13 protein-coding genes are annotated in these 14,350 nt (G+C 27.4%); 4 read left to right on the top strand and 9 right to left on the bottom strand.

The window, feature by feature from the left end:
- Positions 1 to 79: 79 nt before the first annotated feature.
- Positions 80 to 1,573 carry a histidine kinase gene (locus IR151_RS10010; RefSeq protein WP_227434382.1) on the bottom strand — a complete coding sequence of 498 codons (1,494 nt, stop codon included), beginning with the start codon at positions 1,571 to 1,573 and terminating at the stop codon, positions 80 to 82.
- Between the two features lie 198 nt (positions 1,574 to 1,771).
- The gene (gene serS, locus IR151_RS10005) at positions 1,772 to 3,043 is read right to left on the bottom strand and encodes a serine--tRNA ligase (RefSeq protein WP_227434381.1); all 1,272 of its coding nucleotides are present in this window, start codon (positions 3,041 to 3,043) and stop codon (positions 1,772 to 1,774) included.
- 370 nt (positions 3,044 to 3,413) lie between these two features.
- Between serS and IR151_RS10000 the strand changes: the two genes are divergently transcribed.
- Positions 3,414 to 3,956: a helix-turn-helix domain-containing protein gene (locus IR151_RS10000; RefSeq protein WP_227434380.1), complete on the top strand. Its 543-nt coding sequence runs from the start codon at positions 3,414 to 3,416 to the stop codon at positions 3,954 to 3,956.
- A 180-nt stretch (positions 3,957 to 4,136) separates the two neighbouring features.
- Here IR151_RS10000 and IR151_RS09995 read toward each other — a convergent pair whose 3' ends face one another.
- Positions 4,137 to 5,735: an amidohydrolase gene (locus IR151_RS09995; RefSeq protein WP_227434379.1), complete on the bottom strand. Its 1,599-nt coding sequence runs from the start codon at positions 5,733 to 5,735 to the stop codon at positions 4,137 to 4,139.
- Between the two features lie 398 nt (positions 5,736 to 6,133).
- Between IR151_RS09995 and IR151_RS09990 the strand changes: the two genes are divergently transcribed.
- Positions 6,134 to 7,060, top strand: a complete 927-nt coding sequence (locus tag IR151_RS09990; RefSeq protein WP_227434378.1) for a carbon-nitrogen hydrolase family protein — start codon at positions 6,134 to 6,136, stop codon at positions 7,058 to 7,060.
- A gap of 199 nt (positions 7,061 to 7,259) precedes the next feature.
- On the opposite strand, the gene IR151_RS09985 is transcribed toward IR151_RS09990, so the two are convergent.
- Complete coding sequence (locus IR151_RS09985) at positions 7,260 to 8,255, bottom strand: YhdH/YhfP family quinone oxidoreductase (RefSeq protein ID WP_227434377.1); 996 nt, start codon at positions 8,253 to 8,255, stop codon at positions 7,260 to 7,262.
- Between the two features lie 120 nt (positions 8,256 to 8,375).
- Here IR151_RS09985 and IR151_RS09980 point away from each other — a divergent pair, with 120 nt between their 5' ends.
- Complete coding sequence (locus IR151_RS09980; RefSeq protein ID WP_227434376.1) at positions 8,376 to 8,813, top strand: MarR family winged helix-turn-helix transcriptional regulator; 438 nt, start codon at positions 8,376 to 8,378, stop codon at positions 8,811 to 8,813.
- An 86-nt stretch (positions 8,814 to 8,899) separates the two neighbouring features.
- Positions 8,900 to 9,487 (top strand): rubrerythrin, encoded by a 588-nt coding sequence (gene rbr / locus IR151_RS09975; protein WP_227434375.1) that lies wholly within the window; start codon positions 8,900 to 8,902, stop codon positions 9,485 to 9,487.
- A gap of 395 nt (positions 9,488 to 9,882) precedes the next feature.
- Here the strand turns inward: rbr and IR151_RS09970 are convergent, their stop codons facing one another.
- The 5 genes from IR151_RS09970 to IR151_RS09950 all read right to left on the bottom strand — a co-directional run bounded on the left by IR151_RS09970 (position 9,883) and on the right by IR151_RS09950 (position 14,136).
- On the bottom strand, positions 9,883 to 11,214 hold the full coding sequence (locus IR151_RS09970; RefSeq protein ID WP_227434374.1) for an MATE family efflux transporter: 1,332 nt from the start codon (positions 11,212 to 11,214) through the stop codon (positions 9,883 to 9,885).
- Positions 11,207 to 11,641, bottom strand: a complete 435-nt coding sequence (locus IR151_RS09965) for a MarR family winged helix-turn-helix transcriptional regulator (RefSeq protein ID WP_227434373.1) — start codon at positions 11,639 to 11,641, stop codon at positions 11,207 to 11,209. The genes IR151_RS09970 and IR151_RS09965 overlap by 8 nt, the downstream gene beginning before the upstream one ends.
- Positions 11,642 to 11,855: 214 nt before the next feature.
- The gene (locus IR151_RS09960; RefSeq protein WP_227434372.1) at positions 11,856 to 12,476 is read right to left on the bottom strand and encodes a YhbD family protein; all 621 of its coding nucleotides are present in this window, start codon (positions 12,474 to 12,476) and stop codon (positions 11,856 to 11,858) included.
- A 7-nt stretch (positions 12,477 to 12,483) separates the two neighbouring features.
- Positions 12,484 to 13,254, bottom strand: a complete 771-nt coding sequence (locus tag IR151_RS09955; protein ID WP_227434371.1) for a polymer-forming cytoskeletal protein — start codon at positions 13,252 to 13,254, stop codon at positions 12,484 to 12,486.
- A 39-nt stretch (positions 13,255 to 13,293) separates the two neighbouring features.
- Positions 13,294 to 14,136: a hypothetical protein gene (locus tag IR151_RS09950; RefSeq protein WP_227434370.1), complete on the bottom strand. Its 843-nt coding sequence runs from the start codon at positions 14,134 to 14,136 to the stop codon at positions 13,294 to 13,296.
- Positions 14,137 to 14,350: the final 214 nt, after the last annotated feature.

Raw genomic sequence — 14,350 nt, 5'->3', positions numbered from 1 at the left:
AAAATAATATAGAAACATCTAATATATTTCTTTATACTGATAAAACTTATTAATTTTATCTAAGTTTTATACATATTCTTTATTCATTTTCAAGAGGGATTTTAATAATTATATAAGTACCTTCTTTACTATTTGATTTAATATTCATCTCAAAATCACTTCCATAAGCAGATGTGAACTTTGTATATATTAAAGATAGACCATGACCATTATTACTATGAATACCTGTTTTCACTTTTTCAATAGTACCTTCATCCAAAATAGTTCCATTATTACAGATTTTTATAACAGCATACTGACAATCTACACTTGCAACTATTTTAATTTGCTTTTCTTTATCAATATCTCTAAAACCATGTGTAAAAGCATTCTCTACAATAGGTTGAATAAAATTGAAAGGTACAGAAATCTTATATAACTCTTTTGGAATAACATATTCAACTTTTAATGCATTACCATAACGTAACTTTTGCAAATTTAAATAATTTTTAATATATAATATTTCAGCTTCTAATTCTACAAATCTTAAATCCGACCTCATTGTATATCTAAACATTTTAGACAAATCTATTATTGCACTATATAAATCATAGCAACCATCATCAAGTGCTATACTTGCCATTGAATTTAAAGTATTAAATAAAAAATGATGATTTATTCTCAAATTAGTAACCGTATCCTGTGCTACCTTTAGATTCATTTCAAGTTGTTCTCCATAGTGATATGTTCTTGCAATAGTTTGTTCTTTCTCTTGTAAATCTTTTCTTATATCATTAAATGAACAAAAATTTATTATGTTTTTAGATATTTGCTTTAATAATCTTTTTATGCTTCTAGCAGCACCTTCTGGAATATCATATAAATTACTATGAGTAGTATCTAGATTTAAATCAGATAACAATACATATCCTCCTCGAATAACTCCAATACTATTGTTCTTGTATAATATTGGAATATTATATATAGTTATCCCATACTTACATATGAATTGATTGCTACTTTTTTGATTCATACAATCGCAATTTTTAGGAAACTTCATAGGGTTACACTTTTCAAAACAAAATAATGGAAAATATGGATTTTTTAAAACTATGTTCCAAGAATCATCATATATAATCAGTGGAATTTTAAATGGATCAATAAACTGACCACGAATTGATTCTACTGCTGCATATAAATTTAAAGTACTTTCACTATAATTTATTAAGGTCTTTTTTAAATCACTATTAGGATTGATTTCTATAACTTCACTTTCTCCTATATTTCCTACATTATTTGAAACAATAAGTTCTTTTATTGGTCCATCTCCTGTATTTATAGACTCATGTGTGCTACCAGATTCTATGTAAAAAATCATACCTTGCGAAAATGGCTTCCAAACTCCATTTATAATATATAACCCTTCTCCTTCTAAAATATATATCATCTGTTCTTGACCATAATGAACATGATTAAAATGTTTTTTACCTGGCATAGTAACTGCAATATATATATTCATAGCTTGTTTTGGGTTATTCTCATCATAAGTATGTTTCCATTCAATATATCCCCACTCAGTATTTTGAATCTTCATAAAAAAACCCTTTCTGTTTATAGATTATTTATATTCATTTACCCTTAAATAAATTATCAAATAAAAATGTGCACATACTCTTTCATATGATAGCTATACTATATCAATATTCATTAGTTTGTACACATTATTATATTAATTATTATTTTTTAATTATTTATAGCTTACTTTATTATTTAAAAATATATATTTTAATTGTTATTTAATAACAGAAACACCCATATATGGTCTTAAAGCTTCTGGAACTATTACAGAGCCATCTGCTTGTTGGTAATTTTCCAATATAGCTGCTACACTTCTTCCAATAGCCAGTCCAGAACCATTTAATGTATGTACATATTCAGCTTTAGAATTTTTGTCTCTTTTAAATCTTATTCCAGCTCTTCTAGCTTGAAAATCTTCACAGTTTGAACAAGATGAAATTTCAACATATCTGTTATAACTTGGCATCCAAACTTCTACATCATATTTAAAAGAAGCTGTAAATCCTAAGTCACCTGTACATATTTTTACTACTCTATATGGTAAATTTAATAATTGTAGCATAGTCTCAGCATTATTAGTTAATTTTTCTAATTCATTGTAAGATTCTTCTGGAGCTACTATTTTTACCATTTCTACTTTATTAAATTGATGTTGTCTTACCAAACCTCTTGTATCCCTTCCAGCAGAACCAGCTTCTGACCTAAAACAAGGAGTATATGCTGTATAATTTATTGGTAGTTGCTCAAATTTAAGTATTTCATTAGCATGTATATTAGTTAAAGGAACTTCTGATGTTGGAATTAAAAAGTAATCTAATCCTTCTATTTTGAACATATCCTCTTCAAACTTAGGTAGTTGTCCTGTACCCAAAAAACTATTTCTATTTGCCATAAATGGTGGAATAATTTCTGTGTATCCATTTACTGTTGTATTTGTATCTAGATAAAAATTTAATAATGCCCTTTCTAATCTAGCTCCTAATCCCTTATAAAGAGTGAATCTTGAACCAGTTATTTTACCAGCTGTTTCAAAATCAAGTATACCTAACTCAGTCCCTATTTCCCAATGAGCTTTAGATTCAAAATCAAAATTAGACGTCTTACCCCAAGTTCTCACCTCAACATTATCTTCATCGGTTTCCCCTTGTGGTACTTCTGAATGTGGTACATTTGGAATTCTCATTAACAAGTATTCCATTTTTTCCTCTACATCTTTAAGGTTTTGGTCTATAACTTTAATCTTGTCAGATAACTCTTTTAGCTTAATTTTTTCATTTTCTACATCTTTACCTTCTTTTATAAGATTTGGTATATTTTTAGATGCAGTATTTAATTCGTTTTTCATAACCTCAACTTCTTGAAGAATTTTTCTTCTTTCATCATCTAACTTAACTACTTCATCAAGATTAAAGGCTTTTTCACCTCTTCTTTCCATTGCTTTTTTTATACAATCTAAGTTTTCTCTTATTCTTTTTATATCAAGCATTTTTTCCTCCTCAATACTTTAAGATTGGATGTTATCTCTTAATCTCAGTTAACTTTGATAATAGTATATTTGCTTAAGGTTAAGAAATCTTTTTCTGTCTTATCCGAACCTATTATTTTTATTTAGTTATATTTTACTCACTTTTTTACATATTGTCAAATTATATTTAATTAAATTAATATAATTTAATTTTTCATCATTAATCTTACTTTTACTTTCATTATAATTATGCTAATTTTAGCAATCAATTATCTATTTTGACTTTTTTTTTATCAATCTTATATAATTATCAATTTTCATATAAATTTTTTTACCTTATGATATAATTCTTTATATATTCTTTGTCAGATGTTAGAATAGGAGGATTTTAATGAGTAATTCAAGTATAGGTAAAAAATTGACTTTATGTAGAAAAAAACAGAACATTAGTATAAAAGATTTATCTAAATTAATTAAAGTTACACCTTCTTTAATTAGTCAAATAGAAAAAGGAAGCGTAAATCCATCCATAAATTTTTTAAAATCAATTTCAAATGCTTTAAATGTACCATTAATTACTTTTTTCGTTCCTTCTATTGATGATTCAGAATTAATTGTAAGAAACAATCTTAGAAAAATAGTAATTTTTCCAGAATCAGAAAATATTTTATATGAAATGTTATCCAATAATCCATTTAATAAATTCGAATTTGCCATTATGAATTTGTCCCCTAAGTCTTACTGTAAAGAAAAAAATGGGCATGCTGGAGACGAAGTTGCTTATATACTTAAAGGAAGTGTTGAACTTAGTTTGGAAGATGATATATTTGAATTAAATGAAGGTGATAGTGTAAAAATACCTTTTGGTATGAGACATAAATGGGGAAATCCAAGTGAAGTTGAAAGTAAGGTAATCTACATAGTTGTGTCCTAAAAACACAAATTTTCAAGGCAGAATTAATAAAATTATGGCAATGAACCTTTAGACCTAATAAGCTAGCCCTTCAGTCACATATAATATTATTTAACTCTACCTATTTTATTAGATTTTATTTTTACATAATATTTTTTATACAATACTTTTACATAATATTTAAAAGAATATAATTCATATCTATTTTAATGAATATAATACTTCCCCTTCTACTATTGTTTGTAAAACTTTAATATCTTTTATTTTAAGAGAGTCAACAGTAAGTGGATTTTCATCTAGTATTATTAAATTAGCTAGTTTACCTTCTTTGATTGAACCCTTTTTATCTTCTTCAAAATATTGATATGCTGCATTTATAGTAACACCTTTTAAAGCTTCTAATGGGCTTATTTTTTCATTTTCACCTATCAATACTCCTTTTTTTGTAATTCTATTAACCGCACACCATATTGTTTCAAGCATATTAGGTGCTATTACAGGTGTATCTTGATGTAAAGTATAAATTAAACCTTTTTCTATAGTTGTTTTAATTGGACTAATCTTAAATGCTCTATCTTCCCCAAGGTTTTTAATATGAATATCTCCCCAATAGTATGTGTGAGCTACAAAGTATGAGGGTATCATGTTTATTTTTTCCATTTCATCAATTTGGTCTTCTCTTACAGTTTGAGCATGTATCATCACAGGTCTCATATTATCTTTAATATTTTTTCCTGTTATAACTTTTTCAAATAAGTTTATCAACTGGTCTGCCGCTGCATCCCCATTACAATGAGTTAAAAGTTGCATTTTTTCTTCTACTGAAATGTTTATAAATTTCTCTACTTCCTCATCTTTATATATAGAATACCCACGATAACCATCTTCTGAATTTTCATATGGTTTCGTTAACCATGCTGTCTTTCCTTGAGGAGAACCATCTAAAAATATCTTATATCCTCCTATTTTAAATCTATTTACATATTTCTTTACAAAATTTTTATTATCATCTTTTACAGATTTACTATTTTTTAAATCTACATATCCTACAATATCTATTTTTAGTCTATTTTGATTTGACATTAGTTTTAAGAGATTAAATTGATTATCTGCCATTAATCCCTCTTGTGCTGTTGTAATACCATAACTTAAATAAATATCTTGTACTTTTTCAATTAGATTACAAACTTCATCTAATGATGGTTGTTTTATTTTAGATGATACTTTAAAAAAGGCATTTTCCTCCAAGTATCCATTTGGCTCTTTACTCCCTTTGACTCTGCCTATATGCCCTCCTTCTGGGTCTTGTGTTTCATGAGTAACACCTAATTTTTTTAATCCTAAAGTATTTGCAACTCCCATGTGACCAGAAGCATGTGAAATTAGTATTGGATTTTCTAAAGATGCACTATCTAATAAATCTTTATCTGGATGAATATTTTCTTCTAAAAAATTGTTATCATACGAAAAACCAATTATCCATTCACCCTTTTTTATATCATTTGAATCTTTAAAATCTTGTATTTTCTTTACTATATCTTTAAAGCTAGTTGCATCTTCTAAAGGAACTAATCTTAGGGTAGTAGCAAAAGCTGTCAAATGACTGTGTGAATCTATAAAGGAAGGCATCAATGTTTTACCCTGCAAATCTATGACTTCTGTTTCATTATTTTTTAAAGCTAGAATTTCTTCTTTTGTTCCTATTTTTTTTATTATTTTATCTTTTATAAGAATAGCATCTCCACATATTGAATCTTCCATTGTAAGGATATTTCCATTATAATAAATTTTTTCTTTCATAAAGTTCTCCTTAAATTGTCTATTTTGATAAATTTATTTTAGTATTTTATAATTAATTATTCGTATTTCATTAAGCTTATTTTTTTTAATATTAACTAATATTAATATATAAAAATCTCATTTTTAATTATTGTTCGCCAAGAAATAAATACTATTCATTATAAATATTATAATTTAATAGTCATAATATTGATGTGAAAAATTAATATTATATGTTAATAAAAAAAAGTACTTAATATGAATTATTTTTTTGTATAATTGTAATTTGCTAAATCATGATGTATCATTTTAAATATACAGTTACATCATTATTTACAAGATAAGATACTTTTTTCTCAAATAAAACCTGATGTAATCTGTTCAAATCAACAAATTCAAATATTTTTTAGGAGGTTTTTATGAACAAAGAAAATAAAAATGTAAGAATTGCTGTTGTTCAGGCATCACCAATTATAATGGACTTAGATAAAACTGTTGAAAAAGCATTAGAATTAATTAAAGAAGCTAGTAGAAAAGGGGCAAATATAGTAGTTTTCCCAGAAGCATTTATACCTGCATATCCAAGAGGACTTTCATTTGGATTTGTTGTTGGAAGTAGAACAATGAAAGGTAGAGAAGATTGGAAAAGATACTATGATAATTCTGTACCAGTACCTAGTGCTACAACAGATTTATTAGGAAAAGCAGCCCAAGAAGCAGGAGTATATCTATCAATGGGAATAACAGAAAGAGATGGAAACGATATAAATTGCACTCTTTATTGTACAAACTTATTTTTCTCACCAGAAGGTAAACTTATTGGTAAACATAGAAAACTTAAACCTACAGGAACAGAAAGATGCATTTGGGGTGAAGGTGATGGAAGTACTCTTACAGTTGTTGATACTCCATATGGGAAAATGGGTTCATTAATTTGCTGGGAAAACTACATGCCACTAGCTAGAACAGCTCTTTATGCTAAAGGTGTAAAACTTTATATAGCCCCTACTGCTGATTCAAGAGAAGAGTGGCAATCAACTATGAAGCATATCGCTTTAGAAGGAAGATGCTTTGTTATTGGATGCAATCAATATGTTGAAAAAAATATGTACCCAACTGACCTTAACTATTATAAAGAACTTGATGCAGAACCAGAGATTATGTGTCCAGGTGGAAGTTGCATAGTTGACCCTTTTGGAAAATATGTAGCAGGCCCTATTTTCAATAAAGAAGAAATATTAATAGCTGATTTAGATTTAGAACAAATAGTTCTTAGTAGACTAGATTTTGATTCAGAGGGTCACTATTCAAGACCTGATGTATTTGAATTAATTGTTCACGAATAGTCTTTTTATCCAAAATCTTTACATAAACTTTTTACATAAAAATCAAAATGAGATACTCTTAAATAAAATAATTTTAAGGTATCTCATTTTTTATTTTATGATTTGATGTTATAGTTTTACATTAAAACTTACTTAACTATATATTAAGAACCAATTATATATTCAGAATCAGTTAACTTAACTATAAACCTAACCTTCACTACAATCCTAAATCAACTACTGTTCTTCCTACATGCTTTCCTTCTATTATTGAATCTATGCTTTTACTCAATTCATTTAATGATACTACAGTTACCATGTCATCTAAATCTTCTAGCTTCCATTCATTTGACAATAAGTCCCATATTTTTAATCTCAAATTCATTGGGCAATCTACAGAATCTATACCATATAAAGTAACACCTTTTAATATAAATGGATATACTGAACTTGTAAAATCAATTCCACCTGCATTACCACATGTTGTAACTGCTCCACAATAATTAGTTGTCTTTATTGCTGTTGATAAAGTATTTCCTCCTACTGTATCTATTACTCCAGCCCATCTTGGTCTAAGTAGAGGTCTCCCTGAATTATCATCTACTTCTGATCTATGTATAACATCTTTAACACCTAGTTTTAATAATGTGTCTTTTTGTTCTTCCAATTTTCCTGTTGAAACTGCAACTGAATATCCCAATTTAACTAATATTTTAGTTGCAATCACAGCAACTCCTCCAGTACCACCAGTAACTAGTACATCTCCCATATCTTTGTCTACAGTATTTACAAATTTATATACAGATAAAGCTGCTGTAAATCCTGCTGTACCATAATCCATTGCTTTTTTTAGAGAAAGATTAGTTGGAAGTTTGACAACCCAATTAGAAGGAACTCTTATATATTCTGAAAATCCTCCAGAGGTGTTCATTCCTAAATCATAACCTGTTACCAAAACTTCATCTCCAACTTTAAAATCATCACAACTACTAAATTCTACTACACCAGATGCATCTATTCCTGGAGTATGAGGATATTTTCTAGTTACACCCTTATTTCCATTTGCTGAAAGTGCATCCTTATAATTTAGTGAAGAATATTTTACTTTTATCAGAACATCTCCTTCTGGTAGTTCATCTATATCTCTTTCGATTATATTTCTCTTAAAACGTCCCTCTTCTTCTGTAATATATAGTGATTTAAAATTTTTACTCATAAATTTCCTCCCAATACATTTAGTTTTATGTTAAACTAATTATAGTTGAAAAATAGTTTTATGTCAAACTACTTTTTATTTCAAAGTACCTCAAATAATTTAAAGATTGGAGATTAATTTATGGAAGATAAATATATCATACATTTTATAAGTAAGACAAAAGCTAATATGCTTAAATTCATTGAAAATAAACTCAATAAAAACGGTTTAAATGAATTGTTGCCTACACATGGAAATATACTCACTGCACTTTATGAAAATAATGGAATACTTACAATGAAAGAAATTGCAACTAAAATAGGAAAAGACAAATCTACTGTTACAGTATTAGTTAATAAACTTATAAGTCTAGGATATATAGAAAGACAAAAGAGTGACAATGACAAACGTATTACATATATAAAACTTACAAAGAAAGCAATGCTAATAGAGGATACATTCAATAGTATTTCATCACAAGTTAAAGAAACAGCCTACTGTAATATCACAGAAAAGGAAAAGCAAGAATTTCTTAGAATTTTAAAAAAAATCAATAATAATTTCAAAAATGCTGACTAAATTGAGCATAATTATATCTAGTTTTGGAATAATAAATAAAAAGAATCAAATATTGTAAAAATTTATTGTTAATAGAGAGGTATAATATGAATTTAAAAGACAGTAAAACTAAAGAAAATTTATTGAGAGCTTTTGCAGGTGAAAGCCAGGCTAGAAATAGATATAATATTTCTGCATCTGTAGCAAAAAAAGAAGGATTATATATAATAGAATCTTTATTTAATTATACTGCTGACCAAGAAAAGTCACATGCAAAACAATTTTTTACTAAATTAAAAGAATTTGCTGGAGAAAATATAAGTATATCAGGAGCATATCCTGTAGATTTATATGATAAAACAGCTCAACATCTTAAAGCTGCACAACATAATGAGCTTCAAGAGTGGGATGATGTATATAAAAACTTTGGAAAAACAGCACGTGAAGAAGGTTTTGAAGCTATAGCTAAATTATTTGAAAATATAGCTGAAATAGAAAAAGTTCATGGTGATAGATTTGGTAGATATGCTACTGATTTAGAAGAAGGTACTTTATTTAGAAGAAATGAAGATATCCAATGGATATGTACAAACTGTGGACATATTCATATTGGTAAAGAAGCTCCAAAAGCTTGCCCTGTTTGTCTTCATCCACAAGGATATTTCTTGGACTTTAAAAATTCATTATTTGAATAAGTAAAAATAATCTACTGTATTTAAGCAATTTATTATATTGATACTATCTAGTTTTATAAATATTAGATTATTCTAATATGAAATTATATTATAAAAATGATATTATCCATTAAATACAGTATTCTAAAAGTATAAAAAAACTTGAGAACTAATTTTACCACTTATTTAATATTTATCAAAGACTTTGATACAATAAAAATAAAGAGAAGTGCAATTATTAAAAATGGCACTTCTCCTTTTGCTGTTTCAATTTGTCATTGAATTTATATCCTACACCGCATATTGTAACAATATGTTTCGTATTGTTGGGGTATACTTCTATCTTATTTTACAACTTGCTTTTTACATTCTTATCTGTTGTAGTATGAGTAATAGGATTGACCTTAATTAAGGTTTTATTTACAATAGCCATAATGTTTTTTTCTAATCAAAAATAAAAGAGAAATAAATAATCCTAAAAATTCTGCAACAGGGACAGCTATCCAAACTCCTATTTCTCCAAATATATTTGGAAGAATAAGAATAGCACCTAAAATAAAAATAAACGTTCTAGAAAAGGATATAATAGCTGATGTTTTCCCATCAGAAAATGCTGTAAACATTGCAGAAGAAAAAATACCAAATCCCATAATCACAAAAGCTAGAGAATAGAAGGAAAAACCATAAAGTGTAATATTGTAAACATCACTGTTAATTGAAGTAAAAATAGTCAATGACTTTGTTATAGTCAAATGAATTAAAATATTCGATACTATTGAACTAATAATCAAAAATAATATACTGTTCTTAAATATATCTTGTAGTTGCTTTTTATCACCATGTCCATATTTAAAACTGATAATTGGAGCTATTCCATTGGAATAGCCAAAATAAATAGCTGTAAAGATGTATTGGAAATACAGGATAATTGTTATAGAAGCAACACCATTTTCACCATAATATTGCAAAAAAGTATAGTTAAACATAAATGTTGTTACAGCATTTGCTAAGTTTGTTACCATTTCCGATGACCCATTTGTACAAGAACGAAAAAGCACATTCCAATTTAGTTCTGGTTTTACAAAGTGCAGAGGATTATTTCTTGCAAAAAAGAAATAGGCTAAACCTACAATTGCAGGAATACAATAACCTAATCCAGTTGCAATCGCTGCACCAGCAATACCCATATTCAATGGAACCATAAAGATATAATCCAGCACAATATTCACAACTCCAGCTAACAACGTAACAATCAGACCAAGTGTTGGTTTACCAGAAGTAACTAGAAAAGTCTGAAATGCTGTTTGAAGAAAAAATGCAGGTGCAAAGCTAAAAAGTATTTTAGCATAAGTAATACACAAAGGAGCTTGTATTGAACTTGCACCTAAAAACAAAATAATTTCATCAATAAACAAGTTTCCAATAATAGCAATAAAAATACCAATCAATATTTCTACAATGATTAAGAAACTCAAATTTTTTCTTGCTTCCTCTTGTTTTCCTTCCCCCATCTTTCTAGCAACTATAGCACTTCCACCGGTTGCAACCATGATTGCTACAGCCATTTCAAAACTGATAGCTGGATATACCATATTCGTAGATGATAATGCTATTGTACCAAGCAAACGAGAAATAAACATACCATCAACAATAATGTACATAGATAAACTAATCATCATAATAACATTAGGAATTGCAAAAGATAGTAAAGAAGTAAATGTAAATTTTTTAGCTAATACATTATCCATTTTTAATTTCCTCCTTTAACAATTCATAGTATGCAGTATTACAAGCAATAAGTTGATTCCATTTTTCATCTCCTAATTTTTCAATAGCCTTTTCTTCCATGCTATGAAGTGGTTCTAATATTGAATCAGTAAATTGTTTTCCACTCTTTGTAAAAGAAACCAGACGCTCTCTTTTATTTTCAGAATTAGACGAAATAGTAATATATCCCTTCTTTTCAAATTCCATCAAAATCCCATGTACCGTCTGTTTAGGTAAAGCCCACCACTCACAAATTTGCTTTTGCGTACATACCTTATACTCATCTAAAGTATATAAGATAACTAATGCATTATAATTTAAATCATGCTTTTTAGCCCATACCCTGTATAAATCTAAAGTTCCACTTAAAACAGCATTTACAAGTTTAATTTGTTCACGAATTTCCATAATATCCCTCCCAATATAAAAGTACTAATCAGTACTATTTTAGTATAGTACTAATTAGGACTATAGTCAATAGGATATTTAAACTCTCAAAAAAATGTAGTATTTAAGAAAATTTATAGAAAAATAAAAACGCACACTTTTGCATTAGTGTGCGTTTTCCACATACTTAAATCCTAACTCTTTTCCTACATAATAAGTAATCTACAATAATCTACTATGATAACTTAATACTTATATCATTTATTTCTTTCATTAAGTCAATTTCAACAATTTTAACTACATCCTTTTCAAATTTTACTTGTTTATAATCCAAGCATCCTATTACAAATGGAACACCAAACTTCCTAAACAAATAAATTCTTCCATTTTCATTGTATATTGATTTAAAATTTTCTTCTATTATATTTACTATTAATTTTAATTCTTCAAATGTTATTGTGGATTTAACTAAAAATTTCTCTATTATACTCAATATAAGCAATTCCTTTTTGCCTATACTCTGTTCTTTTTTATATAAATTTTGAAATATTTCTTTTGTGTAATTACATATAGCTTCCTTCTCTAAAATAAAGTCAATGTCAAACTCTTTATTGGTATCTTTTTTTGTAAACATGTTTGCAATATCATCAAGAGATGTATCTTCTTTCATAGATAGTATTAACTCTATTCTTTCTAGTATTTTATCTCTTGGAAAAAACGTCTCTTGACCTGTAAAAGCTGATTTTTTTATAAACCATTCTTCTGGTATTATATTTTTTCTTTTCCATCTATATAGCTGCCCATAAGATATATTAGTTTTGCTTAATAAATCTTTCTTAGATATCAATTCTTCCATAATTTTTCTAGCCCACCTTTGTACTGTTTTTTACACTCGAATTATCTGAAACTAACAACTTGTCACTGTATTCAATATTTTCAACATCACAATTGCTTACTAAGGATATGCTTTTTCCTCGTATATCTTTTATTGAAACATCTTCTAATTCAATAGAATCTCCCTCTATCAAATTGCATTTAAATTTGCCTGAAAAAATGTTAATAAATTTAATCCCAAATGTAAAAATATCTTTACTTCTACCTATTTCTATATTAGTTGCTCCTATCTCCTTACAATAAGAACCTCCTCCTGAATAGATATATATGTTTTCTCCATTTAAAAGACCATCACATTTTATTGCTCCGTGAACCTTTATATCTTCACATTCTATATTTTCTTTATTTCTCATTTCACCATAAACTTTTATATCCTGTGCATAAATACTTTCACTTACAATTAATTGACCTTTTACTGTAACATTATTACACTTTAAATTTCCATTAATTTTCTGTTGAGCAGTTATAATCAAGTCATCTATTTCTGCATCTCCATCTATACTAAGTTGCCCATTAACCCTTACACGTTCAGCTTTAAGACTCCCTTTTATAGTAGCTTTTCCATTTACTACAAAGTTTTTTATATTAATATCTCCATCAAACTTTACATTTCCAAATACATTTACTTCATTACATTTTACATTTCCTTTTGACCTAGCACTTCCCATAATTTTTATACTTTCATATTCTCCACTATTGATAAATCCTTCTCCAAGTATTTTTATAGTTCCATTTTCCATATCATTACCTCATTTTAAATTTTATTTTAAGCCTAAATATTACTTATCTTTATTTAGATTTACTTTTTCATTATTTAGACTTACTTTTCCATTTACATTCTTTATTTCAACAACTATTGAACTTTCATCAATATCTATGTTTTCACTGTACTCCAAACTCTCTATATAACAACCTTTGCCTATGTTAATATTTTTACCTCTTACAATTTTAACTTCACTATTTTCTAAACTGATTTCATCTGCTTCTATAACATTTGCTAATAATCTACTTTCTGTATATTTTTTAACTGACAGTAGACCTAGATTTCTAAGATTAGAAGATGCCTTTTCAAAATCTCCACTCTTTTTTTCGGCTCTATAAAAGCTTTTACAATAATCGCCATGTCCCTTTTTTATATTTACACTACATGCACCAACTTCGTTTAGATTAGAAGTTCCATGCAAACTTATCTTGAGTTCTTCACAATTTAAAAATCCATTACAATCTAAAATTCCACTTAAGTCAACACTTTCGCATTCTATGCTCTTATTGATTTTTAGACATCCTTCTCCGCTAATAATATCTGACTTTAAGTTTCCTCCAACATTGATAATTCCTCCAGATTTAACTTTACTTGAATTTATGTCTCCAGTACACTTAAGAAGTCCAAATATTGTCACTTGTGATGCAAATATATTTCCTTCAATTTTACTCAATCCTGCTGTAAAAAACTCATTACATTCTGTTGTTCCAATCACTTTTGCTGAACCTGAAGAATCAAATTTATTACATTTTATATTTCCATCTATTTTTCCTGTACCTGCTATATTAACTTCATCAAAAATTCCACCTTTACATTTTCCCATTCCATTAAAATTTAGCGAACGTAATTCTCCATCCATAATGATTTCCTTTCAATAACTTATTTTGTTCTTGAATATAATATAACAAAACATTGTTACGTTGTCAAGTATAATAATCTCGATGAATAAAACAATGCTCCTTTAAAGATAGACAAAAAAATAATAGAGGAAATATTTTATATGAACTATGAATCTTTCTTAGATTTCCAATTCAAATAAAATACTACTCTATTATTTAACTATTTACATATAC

This window comes from Clostridioides sp. ES-S-0006-03, assembly GCF_020662275.1.
GTDB lineage: Bacteria > Bacillota > Clostridia > Peptostreptococcales > Peptostreptococcaceae > Clostridioides.
This window is presented reverse-complemented; position numbering and strand designations above follow the sequence as displayed.